Source organism: Lentzea albida, assembly GCF_900111005.1.
GTDB classification, from domain to species: Bacteria; Actinomycetota; Actinomycetes; order Mycobacteriales; family Pseudonocardiaceae; genus Lentzea; species Lentzea albida.
Window position 1 is genome coordinate 259,896 of the sequence record NZ_FOFV01000007.1, and the last position, 17,742, is coordinate 277,637.

Annotated in this window: 18 protein-coding genes; 13 read left to right on the plus strand and 5 right to left on the minus strand. The window is 71.0% G+C overall.

The window, feature by feature from the left end; translation table 11 throughout:
- Positions 1–52: 52 nt before the first annotated feature.
- Both BMY74_RS20000 and BMY74_RS20005 read right to left on the minus strand, forming a co-directional pair.
- Positions 53–1,816 (minus strand): bifunctional sugar phosphate isomerase/epimerase/4-hydroxyphenylpyruvate dioxygenase family protein, encoded by a 1,764-nt coding sequence (locus BMY74_RS20000; RefSeq protein WP_089918083.1) that lies wholly within the window; start codon positions 1,814–1,816, stop codon positions 53–55.
- Positions 1,806–2,654 carry a shikimate dehydrogenase gene (locus BMY74_RS20005; RefSeq protein ID WP_089918086.1) on the minus strand — a complete coding sequence of 283 codons (849 nt, stop codon included), beginning with the start codon at positions 2,652–2,654 and terminating at the stop codon, positions 1,806–1,808. Before BMY74_RS20005 ends, BMY74_RS20000 begins: the two co-directional genes overlap by 11 nt.
- 449 nt (positions 2,655–3,103) lie before the next feature.
- On the opposite strand from BMY74_RS20005, the gene BMY74_RS20010 reads away from it, so the two are divergent.
- The 3 genes from BMY74_RS20010 to BMY74_RS20020 all read left to right on the plus strand — a co-directional run bounded on the left by BMY74_RS20010 (position 3,104) and on the right by BMY74_RS20020 (position 5,609).
- A complete protein-coding gene (locus BMY74_RS20010; RefSeq protein WP_089918088.1) occupies positions 3,104–3,748 on the plus strand; it encodes a TetR/AcrR family transcriptional regulator in 645 nt (214 codons plus the stop codon).
- A 74-nt stretch (positions 3,749–3,822) separates the two neighbouring features.
- A complete protein-coding gene (locus BMY74_RS20015) occupies positions 3,823–5,136 on the plus strand; it encodes an MFS transporter (protein ID WP_089918090.1) in 1,314 nt (437 codons plus the stop codon).
- A gap of 89 nt (positions 5,137–5,225) precedes the next feature.
- Positions 5,226–5,609, plus strand: coding sequence for an STAS domain-containing protein (locus BMY74_RS20020; RefSeq protein WP_089918092.1), 384 nt, complete (start codon positions 5,226–5,228; stop codon positions 5,607–5,609).
- Between the two features lie 56 nt (positions 5,610–5,665).
- Here the strand turns inward: BMY74_RS20020 and BMY74_RS20025 are convergent, their stop codons facing one another.
- Both BMY74_RS20025 and rraA read right to left on the minus strand, forming a co-directional pair.
- Positions 5,666–6,559: an endonuclease/exonuclease/phosphatase family protein gene (locus BMY74_RS20025; RefSeq protein ID WP_089918094.1), complete on the minus strand. Its 894-nt coding sequence runs from the start codon at positions 6,557–6,559 to the stop codon at positions 5,666–5,668.
- Positions 6,560–6,656: 97 nt separating this feature from the next.
- Positions 6,657–7,136 carry a ribonuclease E activity regulator RraA gene (rraA, locus tag BMY74_RS20030; RefSeq protein WP_089918097.1) on the minus strand — a complete coding sequence of 160 codons (480 nt, stop codon included), beginning with the start codon at positions 7,134–7,136 and terminating at the stop codon, positions 6,657–6,659.
- A gap of 169 nt (positions 7,137–7,305) precedes the next feature.
- On the opposite strand from rraA, the gene BMY74_RS20035 reads away from it, so the two are divergent.
- From BMY74_RS20035 to BMY74_RS20045, 3 genes are all read left to right on the plus strand, one after another.
- Positions 7,306–8,175, plus strand: a complete 870-nt coding sequence (locus BMY74_RS20035) for a GntR family transcriptional regulator (RefSeq protein ID WP_089918099.1) — start codon at positions 7,306–7,308, stop codon at positions 8,173–8,175.
- 216 nt (positions 8,176–8,391) lie between these two features.
- Positions 8,392–8,670 (plus strand): aldehyde dehydrogenase family protein, encoded by a 279-nt coding sequence (locus BMY74_RS46250; protein WP_281244990.1) that lies wholly within the window; start codon positions 8,392–8,394, stop codon positions 8,668–8,670.
- Between the two features lie 58 nt (positions 8,671–8,728).
- Complete coding sequence (locus BMY74_RS20045; RefSeq protein WP_089918101.1) at positions 8,729–10,636, plus strand: DUF8189 domain-containing protein; 1,908 nt, start codon at positions 8,729–8,731, stop codon at positions 10,634–10,636.
- Between the two features lie 155 nt (positions 10,637–10,791).
- Here the strand turns inward: BMY74_RS20045 and BMY74_RS20050 are convergent, their stop codons facing one another.
- Positions 10,792–10,968, minus strand: a complete 177-nt coding sequence (locus BMY74_RS20050; RefSeq protein WP_089918104.1) for a CsbD family protein — start codon at positions 10,966–10,968, stop codon at positions 10,792–10,794.
- Positions 10,969–11,198: 230 nt separating this feature from the next.
- On the opposite strand from BMY74_RS20050, the gene BMY74_RS20055 reads away from it, so the two are divergent.
- The 7 genes from BMY74_RS20055 (at position 11,199) to BMY74_RS20085 (ending at position 17,713) form a co-directional block, all read left to right on the plus strand.
- Positions 11,199–11,936: a D-Ala-D-Ala carboxypeptidase family metallohydrolase gene (locus tag BMY74_RS20055; RefSeq protein WP_089918105.1), complete on the plus strand. Its 738-nt coding sequence runs from the start codon at positions 11,199–11,201 to the stop codon at positions 11,934–11,936.
- A gap of 125 nt (positions 11,937–12,061) precedes the next feature.
- Positions 12,062–13,558, plus strand: coding sequence for a family 43 glycosylhydrolase (locus BMY74_RS20060; protein WP_218159677.1), 1,497 nt, complete (start codon positions 12,062–12,064; stop codon positions 13,556–13,558).
- Positions 13,559–13,644: 86 nt separating this feature from the next.
- Positions 13,645–14,265, plus strand: a complete 621-nt coding sequence (locus BMY74_RS20065) for a DUF47 domain-containing protein (protein WP_089918107.1) — start codon at positions 13,645–13,647, stop codon at positions 14,263–14,265.
- Positions 14,265–15,254 (plus strand): inorganic phosphate transporter, encoded by a 990-nt coding sequence (locus BMY74_RS20070; RefSeq protein ID WP_089918109.1) that lies wholly within the window; start codon positions 14,265–14,267, stop codon positions 15,252–15,254. Before BMY74_RS20065 ends, BMY74_RS20070 begins: the two co-directional genes overlap by 1 nt.
- Before the next feature lie 93 nt (positions 15,255–15,347).
- The gene (locus tag BMY74_RS20075) at positions 15,348–15,581 is read left to right on the plus strand and encodes a hypothetical protein (protein WP_089918111.1); all 234 of its coding nucleotides are present in this window, start codon (positions 15,348–15,350) and stop codon (positions 15,579–15,581) included.
- Positions 15,582–15,701: 120 nt separating this feature from the next.
- A complete protein-coding gene (locus BMY74_RS20080; protein ID WP_089918113.1) occupies positions 15,702–16,859 on the plus strand; it encodes a glycosyltransferase in 1,158 nt (385 codons plus the stop codon).
- An 86-nt stretch (positions 16,860–16,945) separates the two neighbouring features.
- Entirely contained in the window at positions 16,946–17,713 is a 768-nt protein-coding gene (locus BMY74_RS20085) for an alpha/beta fold hydrolase (protein ID WP_089918115.1), read from the plus strand.
- The last annotated feature ends 29 nt before the right edge of the window (positions 17,714–17,742 follow it).

The following is a 17,742-nucleotide window of genomic DNA, read 5'->3' on the forward strand; positions in this document are numbered from 1 at the left end:
GACGGACGTCCTGCACGCTCCGCGACGGGGTGATCACGGAACCGTGCACGGCTCACCGACCTCGGCGCGCCTCGTGGTGGGCCGCCATCCGCACGGGCGCGTTGACCACCCCGAACCCGCTGTAGCCGCCGATGCGCTGCACCACCTCGAAGAACACGCGCGCACCGGCGAGTTCGGTGTAGAAGTGCAGGTATTCACCGTGCTCGTCGCGGTCGTACAGCACCGACCGCGCCCGCAACGCGGCGACGCGTTCGGCGGGCAGGTCCGTGCGTGCGGCGAGGTCGTCGTAGTAGTTGCCGGGGATCTCCACCAGCCGGGCACCCGACTGCCGCAGGGCCTCGGCGCACGAGACCGCGTCGGTACAGGTGAACGCGATGTGCTGCGGCGAGGGCACGGCGGGAGCCCATCCGCCGCGCCGGACCAGCGCGGCGTCCAGGGTGAGCCGCACACCGCCGCTCACGCCGCGGCCCCGCACCAGTCCGAACGGCGCCGCGAACTCCGCCGTGGCACCGGGTTCGAGCCCCAGCACCGAGCGGTAGAAGAGCGTGGCCTCGTCGAAGTTGTCGAACGGCTGGGTCAGCGCCACGTGGTCGATGCCGGTGATGCCCGCGCCCGGCGCCGACTCCCCCGTGGGCACGAAGTCGCCGAGCCAGTCGTCGTCGGCGCACAGGAAGACGTGGGTCCCGTCGGGGGCGGCGATCGCGGTGAGCGGTGCTTCGCCGGGGCCCGCCGTGCGTGACAGAGGTGGCGCCAGCAGGACCTTCGCGCGCTGCGCGGCCGCCGCCGGATCCGGCACGGCGATTCCGAGCGCGCCGATCTCGCCGGGCTCGCCCTCGGCGTTCACCAGCACGCGCGCGTCGCCCTGCGTCCACAGCTCCACCGGTTTCGAGCGGTGCACGCCCGTCCGGGAGAAGCCCAGTGAGGCCAGATCCGGCCCACCCACCAGTTCGGCGAAGGCGTAGCCGGTCGCCCTGGGCGCGGCCGGGACGTCCAGCAGCCCCAGGGAATCCTGGAGTGCCAACAGCGACCGCCGCGCGTCGACCGCGGCGCGGTAGGGGTCGGCCTGGCGGAAGACGTCGTTGAACACCTCCAGCGACAGCGGCCCGCGGTAGCCCGCGTCGAGCACGTTGCGGGTGAACGTCGTCAGGTCGAAGTCGCCCTGTCCAGGGAAGAGCCGGTGGTGGCGGCTCCACTGCAGGACGTCCATCGGCAGCACCGGCGCGTCCGCCAGCTGCAGGAAGAAGATCTTCTCGCCGGGGATCGCGCGGATCGCCCTGGGGTCGTCCTCTTTGGACAGGATGTGGAAGCTGTCGAGGCACACGCCGAGCGCGGGGTGGCCCGCTCTGCGCACGATGCGCCACGCGTGCTCGTAGCCGTTGACGAACCGGCCCCACGCCAGCGCCTCGTAGGCGATGCGCAGACCCCGTTCGGCGGCACGGGAGGCAAGCAGGTGCAGCTGCTCGGCCGCGAGGTCGTCGTCGTTGATCGCGTCCGGCGACACGGATGAGCACACCAGCACGGTCTGCACGCCCAGTTCGGCCATGACGTCGAACTTGTGCTCCGCGCGCCGGAGGTTGCGCGCCAGCACGTCCGGCGGCACGGCCTCGAAGTCGCGCAACGGCTGGTAGAGGTCGATCGTCAGCCCCAGGCCGGCGCAGCGCTCCCGGATCTCCGCCGGACCGCGGCGGTCCGCGAGCAGGTCGTTCTCGAACAGCTCCACGCCGTCGAACCCGGCCGCGGCGGCCGCGGCGAGCTTGTCGTCGAGCGTGCCGGACAGGCACACGGTGGCGATGGCGGTGCGCAGGTCAGGAAGCATGCGCGGGCTCCCCCTCCAGCTCCTCGAAGTGCGCGAGCATCCGCCCGGCGTCCGGCTCGACGCCGGTGAACAGCCGCAACGACTCCGCGGCCTGCAACACGACCATCCCGCCCCCGTGCAACACCCGGCACCCCCTGGCCCGCGCCGCCGCGAGCAGCGCCGTCTCCAACGGCCGGTAGACGATGTCCGCGACCCAGAGCTCCTCGCGCAGCAACGACTCGTCGATCGGCAGCCCGGGATGCGCCGCCATGCCCGTCGGGGTCGCGTGAACAAGCCCGTCGGCGGTCCGCACGGCCTCGGGCCCGCACAGGACCGCCCGGCCGGCACCGAACCTGCGCTGGAGGGACTCCACCAGCCGTTCCGCGCGGCCCGGGTCCACGTCGTGCACGGCGAGGCGACCAGCGCCGAGCGACAGCAACGCGTGCCCGACCGCCGCCCCCGCCCCACCCGCGCCGAGCAGGACGACCTCGTCCAGACGCACACCGGGAAGCCCGCGGCCGAGGCTGCGCGCGAACCCGGTGGCGTCGGTGTTGTGCCCGATCGCCCTGCCGTTCCGGAAGACCACGGTGTTCACGGCGCCGAGCGCCGCGGCCTCGGGGACCAGCTCGTCCAGGTGCGGCAGCACCGCCTGCTTGCCGGGATGGGTGACGTTGAGCCCGTGAAACCCCTGTTCGCGCGCCGCGGCGAGCACGGCGCCCACCGGCTGGCGCAGGTCGTCGAGGTCGAGCAGGCGGTAGGTGTAGCGCAGACCCAGCTCGGCGGCCTCGCGCTCGTGCAGCGCGGGGCTCAGGGACGGGCCGATGCCGGAGCCGACGAGCCCGATCAGGTAGTGGGTCACGCGACCTCCTCGGCCTTAATGTACGAACTAGTGAGTTCACGGTAGCGCAGGCGGGTCGTGGCGGGAAGAGGGCTGAGGCGGCGGGGTGACGCGGCGCGGGCCGACGACGCGCGGCTCGCGATGGCCCGGTAGGCGCGGCCACTCAGGCGGCACAGCCACCCGCACGCTCGCAGCCCTCTGTTCACCGCCACACGCCCCACACAGGCACGCCCAGGTCCGGCACCTCGCCCGCCAGCGCCACCGCAGCACCGCCCTACCCCCAGCCCACAGCCGCCCCTCCCCCAGCCCACAGCCGCCCCTCCCACAGCCCACCGCAGCACCGCCCACCAACCGCAGGGCCGCCCCCACCCACAGCCCCACCCACCGACCCGCCCGGCACCTCACTCCCCCGCCCCTCCCCACCCCAGGCACTAGAGTCGGCTGTTCACCAGCAGATCGAAGGGGGCCCGGTGGCCGCACCGTCGTCATCCGATGCCGAGCGCCAGCGGGACAAGGACCGCACCCGCGCCGACATCCTGGACGTTGCCACGCGGGAGTTCGCGGACAAGGGCTACACCGGCGCGCGCGTCGACGAGATCGCCGAGCGGACCAGCACGACGAAGCGGATGATCTACTACTACTTCGGCGGCAAGGAGCAGCTCTACATCGCCGTGCTGGAGCGCGCCTACCTGGCGATCCGGGCGCTGGAGGCGGAGCTCGACGTCGAGCACCTCGCGCCGGAGGACGCGATCCGGCGGCTCGCGGAGCTGACGTTCGACCACCACGAGGCGCATCCGGACTTCATCCGGCTCGTCAGCATCGAGAACATCCACCGCGCCGAGCACATCGCCCGGTCCGAGGTGCTGGCGGGGCTCGCGAACCCCGCGCTCGACGGGCTCACCCAGATCCTCGAACGGGGGCGCGCGGCCGGGCGGTTCCGCGCGGACGTGGACCCCCTCGACGTGCACATGGTGATCAGCTCGTTCTGCGTCTTCCGGCTCGCGAACCGGCACACGTTCGCCGCGATCTTCGGGAGGGACATGCTCGATCCCGGCCGGCGCGAGCACTACCGAAGCATGCTCGGTGACATGCTGGTCGACTACCTGACCAGCTGAAACAAATCCTTGACACGCAGTGGGCCCATGTCCGACCTTGTGTTAACTAACTAGGTCGTACATAGGAGTACGCCGTGACCACTTCGATGGCCCGCAAGACTGCGCTGGCAGCCTGGATCGGCAGCGCCCTCGAGTACTACGACTTCTTCATCTACGGCACCGCCGCCGCGCTGGTGTTCAACAAGGTCTTCTTCCCCGCAGCCGATCCGGCGACGGGGACGCTGCTCGCGCTCGCCACGTTCGGCGTCGGTTACCTCGCGCGGCCGCTCGGCGCGTTCGTCCTCGGGCACGTCGGCGACCGCTTCGGGCGCAAGAAGGTCCTCGTGTTCACGTTGCTGCTGATGGGTGTGGCGACCTTCGCCGTCGGTTGCCTGCCGACCTACGACACGGCCGGGGTGCTGGCACCGGTCGCGCTCGTCGTCCTCCGGCTGCTGCAAGGGCTTTCGGCGTCCGGGGAGCAGGCCGGCGCGAACTCGATGTCGCTGGAGCACGCGCCCGAGCACCGCCGCGCGTACTTCACCAGCTTCACGCTGAGCGGCACGCAGGCCGGGCAGATCCTCGCCACGGCGATCTTCCTGCCCGTGGCGGCCCTGCCCCAGGAGGACCTGCTGTCGTGGGGCTGGCGGGTCCCGTTCTGGTGCAGCGCGGTCGTCGTGGTCGTCGGGCTCGTCATCCGCCGCAAGATCGACGAGACCGCGGAGTTCAAGCGCGCCAAGGTGGCCAAGCTGCCGGTCGCGACGTTGTTCCGCACGCACTGGGCCGACGTCCTGCGCGTGGTCCTCGCGGCCACCATCGCCTCGGTCAGCACGATCTTCACCGTCTACGCGTTGAGCTACGCGGTGAACACGATCGGGCTGGAGCGCACGCCCATGCTGTGGGTCGGCGTCCTCGCCAACGTCGTCGCGCTCGCCGCGATCCCCGCGCTGGCGGGTCTTTCCGACCGGATCGGCCGCAAGCCCGTGTTCCTCGCGGGCTGCGGCGCGTGCGCGGTCCTGATCTTCCCGTACCTGTGGTCGATCTCCATCGGCGCCTACGCCCTGGTGTTCGCACTCGGGATCCTGCTGTTCGGCGTGGCGTACTCCGCGATCAACGGCATCTGGCCGTCGCTCTACGGCGAGATGTTCAGCACGGAGGTCAGGCTGTCGGGCATGGCGATCGGCACGCAGATCGGGTTCGCGATCGCCGGTCTCGCCCCGAGCGTGGTGGCGGCGATCGGCTCCGCGCGCGAGGACTGGCTCGGTGTCGCAACGTTCACGGCAGCAGTGTGTGCGCTCAGTGCGGTGGCGATCGCTACGGGGCGCGAGACGTTCAAGCGTCCGACGGCAGAATTGGGACGAACGACGCGAGAGTCACCGGTGAGCAGCACTGGAAGTGTGCGAACGGCGTAAAAGAGGCTACAGTCGGGAGACCGAGCGGTTGAGCCTGCAGCTGCGTCCACTTCCGAAGTTCAGTTCGCGAAGGCCGGGAGGCTCCTGCCATGCCGAACACTTTCCTCGGACCACTGCACGTGCAACGCGAGGTGCACGGTCTCGCCGTCGTCGTCCGCGCGGCCGGCGAGGTCGACGAGTTCACCGTCCTGCCGCTGAGGATGGAGTTGCAGACCGCACTCGCGATGGCGACGCCGCCGTACCCGGTCGTGGTCGACCTGTCGGCCATCCGGTTCTTCGGGTCGGCCGGGCTCAACGAACTCCTCACCCACCACCGGGACGCGCGGGCCACGGGCGTTCCGCTCCGGATCGTGGCGACGCACAAGGCCGTGCTGCGCCCGATCACGATGACCGGGCTCGACGAGGTGCTGGAACTGCACCCCGACGTCGAGCACGCGCTGTCGGCCGACCGGAGCGTCTGGACCGCCTGCTGAGCAGACGGCCGAGCGGCGTCACCGTCCTGAATGGACCGTGACGCCGCTCCCCCGCGTCACGGCTTGCTCAGCCGCACCAGGAACCCGTCGTGATCGGTGTGGCTCAGGCCGTACTTGGTCGTGCTGACGAACGCGTTGTCGCCCGAGAACACCACGTGCTGCACGTCTCCGCCACCCTTGCGGACGTGCCCCGGCGGTACGCAGTTCTGCGCGTTCTCCGGGTCGGAGGTGTCGTACTCGAGGTTGAAGTCGCCTCCGACCACCGTTTTCCCGCTCAGGCCCTCCGCGGACCGGATGTTCGGGACGACGTCGAACAGCAGCGCCCGGCACTGCGCCAGCGCGACCGGTTCACTGCTCGCGGACAGGTGCGTCGCGCACGAGAGGTGGTCGCCCACGGCGTACACGCAGGCGAACGTCCGCTGCTCGTTCCCCCCGTCCTGGCTGGTGTACCGGCCGCTCCACGCGTTCACGCCGCGGTAGTTCGCCGCCGCCACGCGCCCGAGCACGGCGTTGCCGTAGTCCTGGCCGTTGACGCACTTCACCGGGGTGCCGGTGTCGCGGCGGAGCGCGGGAACGAACAGGTGGTAAACGTGGTCGCCCGGCCACGCCTGCGCCAGCGCGGGCGCCAACTGGCTCGGCACGTCGTTCGAGCAGATCTCGTTGAGCGTCACCAGGTTCGGCCGCACGCTGCGGATCAGGCCGGCCGCCTCAGGGACCGAACGGCCCTGCGAGTAGCAGCCCGCCACCCCGCTGTTGCACAGGTTCAGCTGGAGCTCCCAGAACCGTTCGGCGGCTGCGGCGGGCGCACGTTCCCGTGGCTGCACCACGACCGCCGTCGCCTCCAGGTACTCCACCGACGGACCTCCTGCCCTGACAGGTGCCGCCATGGACGTGAACACCACGACCGCCGCCATCACGGACGCGGCCACCTTGCCGTGTCTCCGCACCACTTGCCCTCCAGTCGGCTGGGGTCACCGCGATCTGATCCTGGCAGCGATCACGGCGTGGAGGGGAGCCTTTGCGGGTAGGCGGCAAACCCGGACGTCGTCAGGCGGGAGGCAGCAGTGCCACACCGTCCTCGTCCGCGTGCAGCACGTCCCCCGGCCTGAACTCGATCCCGCCGAACGTCACCGGCACGTCCACCTCGCCCGCGCCGGTCTTGCCGCTCTTGCGCGGGATCGTGCCGAGCGCGAACACGCCGAGGTCCATGCCCGCGAGCGCGGCGCTGTCCCGCACGGCGCCGTGCAGCACGAGCCCGGCCCAGCCGTTCTCCACGGCCGCCGTGGCGATCAGGTCGCCCGTCAGCGCGGTGCGCAACGATCCGCGGCCGTCGACCACGAGCACGTGGCCCTCACCCGGCGTCCGCAGGAGGCCGCGCACCAGGTCGTTGTCCTCGAAGCAGCGCACCGTGCGGACCCGGCCGGCGAACCGGGCCCGGCCGCCGAAGGAGCGGAACTGCAGGTCGCACACGCGCAGCGCGTCGCCGTGTTCGTCGACCAGGTCGGCCGTCGCGACAGGGGTGATCACCGGTTCTCCTCTGGTTCGGTCATCGGAAGGTCCGATCCGGGCTGTGGTGTCGGCGTCGCCGCACCCCTCTCATGGTATTTCGCATACGGCTAAAACCGCTGAGGTGAGCCGCGTCCCGGTGGAGATCCGTAGACTGCGCGGCGAACGATCTCCCCGCGAGGATGGACGCATGCCGCCGACTCAGCTCACCCGTCAGGTCGCCGCGCGCATCGTCGAGCACATCCGCGCCGAACAGGTCGCCGTCGGCACCCGGCTGGTCGAACGCACCCTGGCCGACCAGCTGCGCGTCTCGCGCTCACCCGTCCGCAACGCACTGCGCCTCCTTGCCGAGTCGGGCGCCGTCGCCGAGGCCGAAGGCGGCGGCTACACCGTCCTCGACACCGCAGACGTCGACCTCGCCGAGGACGCGGAGGACAGCGCCGACGAGGCCGTCTACCTGACCATCGCCTCCGACCGCCTGGACGGCGTGCTGCCCGACCGCATCACCGAGAGCGCACTCGCCCGCCGGTACTCCCTCACCCCCGCGCAGCTCAACCGCATCCTGCGCCGCGCGTCGTCCGAGGACTGGATCGAGCGGTTGCCCGGCTACGGCTGGGAGTTCAAGCCGACCCTGACTTCCGAACAGTCCTATGCGGACAGTTACCGCTTCCGTCTCACCATCGAACCGGCCGCGATCCTCGAACCCACGTTCGTGCTCGACCGCGCCGCTCTCGAGCACGTCCGCGAGCAGCAGCAACGCCTCGCGGACGGCGCCATCCACGACCTGGACAACATCGAGCTGTTCACCATCAACCACGTCTTCCACGAGACGATCGCGGAGTGCAGCCGCAACGGTTTCTTCATCGAGGCGCTGCGCCGCGTCGACCGCCTGCGCCGCCTGGTCGAGTACCGCCGCTCACTGCCCCGGGAGAGCGGTGTCGTGCGGTGCCGCGAGCACGTGGAGATCGCCGACCTGCTGCTGGCCGACCGGCGGGTCGAGGCGGCCGAGCGGATGCGCAAGCACCTCAGCACGGTCACCGCGCAGAAGACCGGTTCCTAGCGCGGGGCTCGCGGCGCTGCTGCGGGCGAGGGCGGTTAGGCGGGCCTGAGGGGTGCCCTGGGAGGTCAGAGACCTGGGCTGCCACTCCGGGGTTGTGCCGGTCGGACACCTGGGCTCCGGTGCCAGGCACCGATCTCCGCAGGCCCTGCTCGGGGAGGTGGTCGAGTCCGCCGCCCAGTTCGGCATCCCCGCCGACGGAGGCGTTCGCGCCGGTCGCTGCGCTCGCCCCCCGACGACGACGCGGCGCTCGCGCGGCTGGCCGACACGAGCGAGTACGGGCTGGGGCTGAGCATCTGGACCTCGGACCCGGACCGGGCGCTCCGGCTGGCCGGGAGCGTCACGAGCGGCGCGGTGTTCGTCAACGCGATCGTCGCGTCCGACCCCCGGCTGCCCTTCGGCGGCACCAAGCGCAGCGGTCACGGACGCGAGCTCGCCGCCGCCGGCATCCGCGAGTTCACGACCGTCCGCACGTACTGGATGAGCGGTTCGGTGTAACGAAGATTCATCGGCGACCGAAGTCCGGACATCAGAGCACCACCGGGAGGCCGCCGAAATGCCCAAGATCAGCAGACGCACGGTTCTGAAGGCCGGCGGCACCGCCGCCGCGCTGACCGCCGTCGGCGTCAACGCCGGAACCGCGCACGCCGACGTGCCGACGGGCGCGAGCTTCGTGAACATCATCGCGCACTCCGACGACGACCTGCTGTTCATCAACCCGGACATCCAGCCGGCGATCCTGTCCGGCTGCCCGGTGCGGACGATCATCCTCACCGCCGACGAGTTCAACGGCACCGGCAACCTGACCCGCGAGCAGCTCTCCGCCGAGCTGCACAAGGGCCAGCGCAACGCCTACGCGTCCCTCGCGGGCGTGGCCAGCACCTGGACGCGCACCGCGATGGTCGTGGCGGGCAAGACCGTCGAGGTCAACACCCTCGACGGCAAGCCGAACGTGCAGCTCGTCTACCTCAACCTGCCCGACGGCGGCGACGACCTGCACCTCGACGCGCTGACCAACCTGTGGAACAGCACCTCCTACAGCACCAGCACGATCGTCCCGACCGGCAGCCCGGCGAGCCAGGTCCAGAACTACACGCAGTCCGCCCTCGTCAACGTCCTCGTCGAACTGCTGCAGCAGTTCCAGGCGACCGTGATCCGCTGCCAGGACCCCTACCCCGACGACGCCCGCTACGGCGGCGACATGCCGGAGCACTGGGACCACGTCGCCGCGGCGAAGTTCGCCCAGCGGGCCGTGAAGGCCTACGAGGGACCGACCGGCCGCCCGTACGCGCTGCTCGTCCGCTACCGCTGCTACAACACCCGCACGTCCCAGCCGAACGTGCCGCTGGCACTGCGGACGCCGAAGACCAACGCCTACAACCAGTACAAGGCGCAGGACCCGCTGACCGGCGACACGTTCGACGTGAACATGTCGCGCAGCTACGAGCGCTGGCCCGTCTCACCGCAGTGGGTCGCGCGGGACAGCGCCGGCACGCTGCACGCGTTCATCGCGGCGGGTGACTCGATCATGTGGTGGCGCCAGCCCACCGGTGGCGCCTGGGTGGGTCCGTCGCTGTTGCTGGCCGGGTCGTTCGCCCCCGGTGTCGCGGTCGCGATGCGTGGCGACAACCGCCTGCAGCTGGCGGTGCTCGACCTCGACACCGCCGCGATCCGCACCTGCACGCAGACCGCCGCGGGCGCGCAGGGCTTCGGCACGTGGACCTCGCTCGGCAACCCCAACAGCAGCACACCCGCCTACCAGACACCGGTCTTCGGCGTCTCGAACGGCGTCCTCGAGCTGTACGTGGTGAACCGCGCCGGCACGCTCGGCAACAAGTGGCAGGTGGGCAACGGTTTCAGCACCAGCTGGGCCACCGCGAGCGGCGGTGGCGGCAAGGCGATGTCCCAGCCCTCGGCCATCACCGCCCCGGGCGGCCGCATGCACATCTTCGCCGACGGCAACGGCAACGCGTTGCACTGGTACCAGAACGTAGGTGGCGCAACGACCTACCAGGCCCTCACGGTCGCCGCGCAGAGCACCGCGTCCATCGGCACCACCCTGGACGGGAACCGCGTCCGCGTCTTCACCCGCCGCCACAGCGACGGCACCATCGGCACCCTGCGGGAGCAGTCGGCCAACGGCGCGTGGGAGACGACGCCCCAGAACCTGGGTGGCATGGGCGGTCTCGGCCCGGTGGCGGCGGTGACCTCCGGCGGCCGCTGCCTCGCCTTCGCCCGCAACGACTCCTACGGCCTGAGCTTCACCCGCCAGGACGCGGCGGGCACCTTCACCCCGTGGCAGGACCTCGGCGGCTACGCCGAGGCGGCGCCCGCCGCGGTGGTGGACGCGCAGGGCCTCGTGCGGGTGTTCGCGCTGGGCGGCGACATGAGGCTCCACGAGCGCGTGCAGACGGCCGTGGGCCCGGACGCGCCTTTCGGGTCGTGGCAGCTGGCGGGCAACTAGTCGCGGCGGGTGGTTTTCCGGCCAGTCGCGCGGCGGGCCCGGCGGAACGCGACCGGCCCGCTGGAATCCGCACCGGCCAACGAGAACCGGCCCACGACCCCGGAAAGGCCGGGAGCGCGCACCCCTACAGGTACGCGCTCCCGGCCACTCACAGCTCAGTCCTTCTTGAAGGCGTCCTTCACCTTCTCCGCCGCCTCCTTGAGGTGGCCCTTCGTCTGGTCGGCCTGCCCCTCGCCCTGGAGGCTCCTGTCGTCGGTGGCGTCGCCGACGCCTTCCTTGACCTTGCCCTTGAGCTGGTCGGCCTTGGCGTCGATCTTGTCGTCGGTGCCCATGTGTCCTTCCCCGGCACCTGAGTCTCAGGTGCGACGTCCTGCCTGGAGTTCCCACAACGGCCGATCTGAACCCATCCGAGCGCGATCCGGCCTGAATCCCTGTTCGCTCGGACAGGGCCATCCAGGTGGTTTCTCTCCGCCGAACTGAATGTTCATTTGGTGGCTCGTTGACAGATCCGGCACCGACTCGACAGGCTGCACGTCCCTGTGATCGAAAGGTGCCGCTTGTCATGAGACTCCGTTTCCTCTTACCGGTCGCCGCCCTGCTCTCCGCCGCCGTCCTCGCACCGGCGGCGACGGCCCAGGCGGACCCCGTCAGCGCCGCGGACGCCTGCTACACCTGGAACCGCACCCTGTCGCAGGGCGCGTCGGGTGAGGACGTGCGCCAGCTGCAGATCCGGGTGGCGGGCTACCCCGGCTACGGGGCCGTGCTCGGGATCGACGGGCAGTTCGGGCCGGCCACGAAGGCCGCGGTGACCCGCTTCCAGCAGGCGTACGGTCTCGGCGCGGACGGCATCGCCGGGTCGGCGACGTTCGCGAAGATCTACGCGTTGCAGGACGACGACTGCACGCCGATCAACTTCTCCTACGACGAGCTCAACAACTGCAACACCACGTGGGCGGGCGGCAACGTCTCCGCGGCGACGGCGCGGGCGAACGCGCTGGTGTCCATGTGGAAGCTGCAGGCGATGCGGCACGCCATGGGCGACCGGCCGATCGACGTCAACGGCGGCTTCCGCAGCGTCGCGTGCAACAACGCCGTCGGCGGTGCGTCGGGCAGCCGTCACCTCTACGGCGACGCGGTCGACCTGGGGGCCGGGCCGCAGGGCTTCTGCGCGCTGGCGCAGCAGGCGCGCAACCACGGGTTCAACGAGATCCTCGGCCCGGGCTACACCGGTCACAACGACCACGTGCACGTCGCGCACAAGTCGTCCCGCTTCTGGTCCGCCCCGAGCTGCGGCATCTGAGAGCCGTGACGCGGTGATCGGCGGCCACGCCGGTCACCGCGTTCTCGTTCCCGATCTGGACAGCGGTCCACGGTGGGTGTTTGGATCGATGCACACCGTGGTTACAACGTTGTAAACCCTGCAGATTGGACGAGACGTTGTCGTCGAAGATCGTCACCTCAGTTCTCGCCGCCCTGCTGCTGGGCGGCGTTCCGGCCGTGACCTCGTCCGCGGCCGCCGTGCCCGACTTCTCCACAGCGGAGGCCGGCAACCCGATCGTGGACGGGTGGTACGCCGACCCCGACGTCGCGTACTACGACAACAAGCACTGGATCTTCCCGACGTCGTCGCGGCCCTACGACGAGCAGACGTACCTGGACGCCTTCTCCTCCACCGACCTCGTCAACTGGACCAAGCACCCCAACGTGCTGACGACGGCCGACGTCTCCTGGGCGCGCCGGGCCGTGTGGGCGCCGGCGCCCGTGCAGCGCAACGGCAAGTACTACCTGTACTTCGGCGCCAACGACATCCAGAGCAACTCCGAGCTGGGCGGCATCGGCGTCGCGGTCGCCGACCGGCCGGAGGGGCCGTACCGGGACGCGATCGGCAAGCCGCTGATCGCCCAGTTCGTCAACGGCGCGCAGCCCATCGACCAGGACGTGTTCATCGACGACGACGGTCAGGCCTACATGTACTACGGCGGTTGGGGCCACTCCAACGTCGTGAAGCTCAACGCGGACATGACGAGCCTCGGCCGGTTCGCCGACGGCAGCACGTACAAGGAGATCACGCCGGCGAACTTCACCGAGGGTTCGCAGATGTTCAAGCGCAACGGCAAGTACTACTTCATGTGGTCCGAGGACGGCTGGACCGGCCCGAACTACGCGGTGTCGTACGCGATCTCCGACTCGCCCACCGGGCCGTTCACCAAGATCAGCCGTGTGCTGAGCCAAGATGCTTCCGTGGCAAGGGGTTCCGGCCACAACTCGGTGATCAACGTGCCCGGCACGGACATCTGGTACATCGTCTACCACCGCCGGCCGTTGAGCCGCACGGGCGCCAACGACCGGCAGATCGCCTACGACCGCATGACCTTCAACGCCGACGGCACCATCCAGCCGGTGACCATGCGGGTCAAGGACAACTTCGACGACCGCAACGCCGTCGGCTGGACCACGCACGGCGGCACCTGGTCGGCGAGCGCCGGCCGGTACGAGACCGGGGCCTCGTTCGGCGGGAAGTCCTTGCTGGACACGAACTTCTCGAACTTCGTGCAGGACGTCGACGTCATCCCGAGGTCCGCGGCCGGAGACAGCGGCGTCGTGTTCCGCGCGACGGGCGCGGCCACCGGCACGGACAGCTACCGCGGCTACTACGCCGGCATCACCGGCACCGGGCGGGTCGTGCTCGGCAAGGCGGACAACAACTGGACGCAGCTCGCGTCGGCACCGGTGACCGTCCGGCCGAACACCGCGCACCACCTGCGGGTGGAGGCGATCGGCTCGTCGATCAAGGTGTTCGTCGGCGACATGACCACGCCGAAGATCACGGTCACCGACAGCAGCTTCTCCAGCGGCGCCAACGGGGTGCGCGTCTTCAACACCGGTGCGGCGTTCGACGGCTTCGCCGTCGCCCACCGCTAGGCCTCGTGAAGGGGCGTTCGGTCCTCGGAGGACCGAACGCCGCCCCGCGTCCGTTTGGGCACGACCTCCACGGGTAGCCGCCACGCATGCGCATCAGCCGCAAGCCCACGGGTGAGAAGTTCTTCGAGCTGTTCACCGAGATCGGCAGGAACATCGGCGCGAGCGTGGAGTTGCTGCGCACGTTCGTGCGCGCGCCCGTCGAGCAACGCGCGGAGCTGGCCGAGCGGATGCACGCCCTGGAGAACGCCGGGGACGACGCGACGCACGCGATCATCCAGCACCTCGACCGGTCGTTCGTGACGCCGTTCGACCGGGAGGACATCTACCGGCTGGCCTCCACCCTGGACGACGTCGTCGACCACATGGACGCCGCCGTCGACCTCGCGACCCTCTACCGCGTGGGCGAGCTGCCGGACGGTGTCGCGGCGCAGACCGACCTGCTGTGCCGGGCCGCCCGGCTCACCGCGGAGGCGATGCCGCGGCTCGCGGAGCCGCAGGAGCTCACGGCGTTCTGGGTCGAGGTCAACCAGCTCGAGAACGAGGCCGACCAGGTCTACCGGCGGCTGCTGTCGGAGCTGTTCAACGGGCAGCGCGACGCCCTGGAGGTCATGAAGCTCAAGGACGTCGTGGACGAACTGGAGGCCGCCGCCGACGCCTTCGAGCACGTGGCCGACGCCGTGCACTCGATCGCGGTCAAGGAAGCGTGATGCCGACCGCCGGACTGGTGCTCGTGGTGGTCCTGGCGCTCGCCTTCGACTTCACCAACGGGTTCCACGACGCGGCCAACGCCATCGCCTCCGCCGTGTCCACCCGCGCGCTCACCCTGCGCGCCGCCCTCTCGCTCGCCGCGGTGATGAACCTGATCGGCGCGCTGCTGGGCACCGGCGTCGCCGTCACCATCGCCTCCGGCATCATCGACACCCCGGTCGGTGACGACGCGCTGCACGTCGTCACCGCCGCCCTGGTCGGTGCCATCACCTGGAACCTGGTCACCTGGTACTTCGGCCTGCCGTCGTCGTCCTCGCACGCCCTGGTGGGCGGCCTGGTCGGGGCGGCGCTGGCGTCCGCGACGACCGTGCACTGGTCCGGCGTGCTGGAGAAGGTCGTCATCCCGATGGTCGTCTCCCCCGTCGTCGGACTGGTGCTGGGCTACGTCGTCATGACGGTGATCCTGTGGACCTTCCGCAACGCCAACGCCCACCGGGCGGGCCGCCTCATGCGCCGAGCACAGGTGTTCTCCGCCGCGAGCCTCGCGCTGGGACACGGCCTGCAGGACGCGCAGAAGAGCATGGGCGTCATCGTTCTCGCGTTGGTGGTCAGCAGCCGGCAGGACGACTATTCCGTGCCGTTGTGGGTCATCGTGGCGTGCGCGCTGGCGTTGTCGGCCGGGACGTACGCGGGCGGTCTGCGGATCATGCGGACCCTGGGAAGGCGGATCTTCCACCTCACGCCGCCCCACGGTTTCGCCGCCGAGCTGTCGGCCTCCTCGGTGCTGTACGCGACCGCGTTCCTCTTCCACGCCCCGATCTCGACGACGCACGTCATCACGTCGGCGGTGATGGGCGTCGGCGCGACCACCCGACGCTCGGCGGTGCGCTGGTCCGTGGCCGCCGACATCGCCAAGGGGTGGGTGCTGACCCTGCCCGCCTCCGCCGCCGTCGCGGCCGGCGCCTACGGGGTCGTGGGTTTGTTGTGAAGCCGTGACGCAGCCGGGGTTTCGGCCGGGCCCGGCGGGTACTCGACAGGCACGTCGAGCACCACGCAGCCCCTCCAGCCACCGGGAGCTCCCATGCCGGCCTCTCCGTCCCCCGGCCTCGGTCGTGTCATCACCTACCTCAACCCCGACGCGCTGCACCCCGACGCCTACGTGCGCGGCGTCGTGTCCGGGTCGCACGTCGTCGATCCGGAGACCGGGCGTTCGTGGGTGCCGGTGCTGCTGCCGAACGGGTCCACGACCGTCCTCGACACCGTGAACATCCTGCGCGTGCAGGAGGCCGACCAGGACGGCAACTCCAAGGTTTGAGCGGGTGGACCACGGGGTATCCACCGTGGCGCCCTGATCCCCAGGGCGGTTGAGGACTCCGAGTTGAGCAGACAGCTCGTCACGACGTGCTCGTCACACGCCAACAATCGGAGTGACCAATTGAAGATCGCCATGGTGTCCGTCCACGGAGGCCCGCTCGCCGAGGCCTCCGGTCCGCAGGAGGACACCCCCGTCGCCGGGCTGTCGGCCGCGTTGGCCAGGCAGGGACACGAGGTGACGGTCTACCACCGCCGGGACCGCCCGGACGCGCCGGAGAGGGTCCGCACCGCCCGCGGTGTCGAGGTGGTGCTGGTGCCCGCCGGGCCGCTCGAGCCGCTCGCGGACGAGCACGTGCTGCCGCACATCGGTGACTTCACCGCCTTCCTCCTGCGGGACTGGGCCTCGTCCGCGCCGGACGTCGTGCACGGGCACCGCTGGATGTCCGGCATGGTGAGCGTGCTCGGCGGCCGCCGGGCCGGTGTCCCGGTCGTGCAGACGTTCCACTCGCTCGCGGCCGCGGAGCAGCGCGACTGTCCCGCCGAGGCCGTTCCGGACGAGCGCCGCAGGATCGAGGTGCTGGTGGGCAGGGAGGCGGCGCACGTCACCGCCGGCAGCGCCGGTGAGGCGTTCGAGCTCGCCAGGACCGGGGTGAAGCGCACGAAGATCTCCGTCGTGCCCGGCGGTGTCGACGTCGCGGCGTTCACCCCCGAGGGCCCGCGGGCGCCACGCGACCGGCCGTTCCGGGTCGTCACTCCGCTGCACCGCCGGCACACGGGCGCCGTCGTCACCGCGCTGGCCCGGATCGACGGTGCGGAACTGGTCGTCAGCGGGCTTCCGGCCCAGGGCGACCCCGTGGTCGAGAAGCTGCGCGAGCACGGGCGGCAGGCCGGCGCGAAGGTCGTGTTCACCAGGTCCGTCACGCCGGAACTGCTGCGCTCCGCCGACGCCGTCGTGTGCGCGTCGTCGTACGAGCCGTCCGGCGCGCTGGCGCTCGAGGCGATGGCCTGCGGTGTGCCGGTCGTCGCGAGTGCCGTGGACGCGCTGGCCGACGTCGTCGTGGACGGCGTGACCGGCCTGCTCGTGCCGGCCGGCGAGCAGGAGGGCCTGGCGCGGGCGTTGCGCTCGCTCCTGCTGAACGACACGTTGCGCGACGAGTTCTCCGTGGCGGGCCACGACCGCGTCATGGCCCGGTACTCCTGGGACCACGTCGCCGCCGACTTCCTGCGCGTCTACGAACGCGCGGGTGCGGCCACCGGTACGCCGATCGTGGCCCGATGACCACCTCGAAACGTGACGACGTTCCGCGTTTGCGGGCGCCCCGCCGGGGCTACCTCCTCGGCACCCCGACAGAAGCGAGCGGAGCCATGACCTCAAGTTCAACCGGACAGCTGCGATCGCTGGCGCGCGAACACGTCGCCGTCGCCGCGCTCACCATCCCGCGCCTGCTGCGCCACCCGGTGTGGCGCAAGGCGAACCCCCACGAGGGCGCGGGTCTCGGCGTGGTGCTGGTGCCCGGTTTCGGGGCGAGCGACCTCAGCCTGACCTTCGCGAGCACCTGGCTGCGCGACCGCGGTTACGTGCCGGTGGGCGCGGGCGTCGGGTTCAACGTCGGGTGCACCTCCGAGCTGGTGGACCGCGTCGAGCAACGCCTGGAGGAGCACGCCGAGGCCACCGGCGGACCGGTGGTGCTGTTCGGGCAGAGCCGCGGTGGCGGCCTCGCCCGGCTGGCCGCCGTCCGCCGCCCCGACCTGGTGCGCGGGCTGGTGATGCTCGGCAGCCCGCTGCTCGACCCGCTGGGCGCGCACCCGCACGTGCTGCTCGCCGCGAAGGCGCTGGCGGGGCTGTCCGCGCTCGGCGTGCCCGGTCTCATGGACACCGACTGCTTCTCGGGCACGTGCTTCGAGGACAACGTCGCCGCGGCCACCGCCGCCCTGGAGGTGCCCGCGGTGTCGGTGTACTCCAAGTCGGACGGCATCGTGCCGTGGCAGCTGTCCCTCGACCCGTCCGCCGAGTGCGTCGAGGTGCACAGCACGCACACCGGCATGGGCGTCGACCCGGACGTGTACGTCGCCCTCCGGCCGCGCCTCGCCGCGTGGGCGGCTGAGCGGTTCGACCTGCGCGCGACCGGGTGAGGCGTGGCCGGGTGGGGTGTTGAGCGGTC

Coding starts and splice junctions, on each gene's coding strand:
- BMY74_RS20070 (WP_089918109.1), top strand. CDS start 14,265: ATGCCGACCGCCGGACTGGTGCTCGTGGTGGTCCTGGCGCTCGCCTTC.
- BMY74_RS20020 (WP_089918092.1), top strand. CDS start 5,226: ATGCCGAACACTTTCCTCGGACCACTGCACGTGCAACGCGAGGTGCAC.
- BMY74_RS20045 (WP_089918101.1), top strand. CDS start 8,729: ATGCCCAAGATCAGCAGACGCACGGTTCTGAAGGCCGGCGGCACCGCC.
- BMY74_RS20050 (WP_089918104.1), bottom strand. CDS start 10,968: ATGGGCACCGACGACAAGATCGACGCCAAGGCCGACCAGCTCAAGGGC.
- BMY74_RS20085 (WP_089918115.1), top strand. CDS start 16,946: ATGACCTCAAGTTCAACCGGACAGCTGCGATCGCTGGCGCGCGAACAC.
- BMY74_RS20055 (WP_089918105.1), top strand. CDS start 11,199: ATGAGACTCCGTTTCCTCTTACCGGTCGCCGCCCTGCTCTCCGCCGCC.
- BMY74_RS20065 (WP_089918107.1), top strand. CDS start 13,645: ATGCGCATCAGCCGCAAGCCCACGGGTGAGAAGTTCTTCGAGCTGTTC.
- BMY74_RS20000 (WP_089918083.1), bottom strand. CDS start 1,816: ATGCTTCCTGACCTGCGCACCGCCATCGCCACCGTGTGCCTGTCCGGC.
- BMY74_RS20035 (WP_089918099.1), top strand. CDS start 7,306: ATGCCGCCGACTCAGCTCACCCGTCAGGTCGCCGCGCGCATCGTCGAG.
- BMY74_RS20075 (WP_089918111.1), top strand. CDS start 15,348: ATGCCGGCCTCTCCGTCCCCCGGCCTCGGTCGTGTCATCACCTACCTC.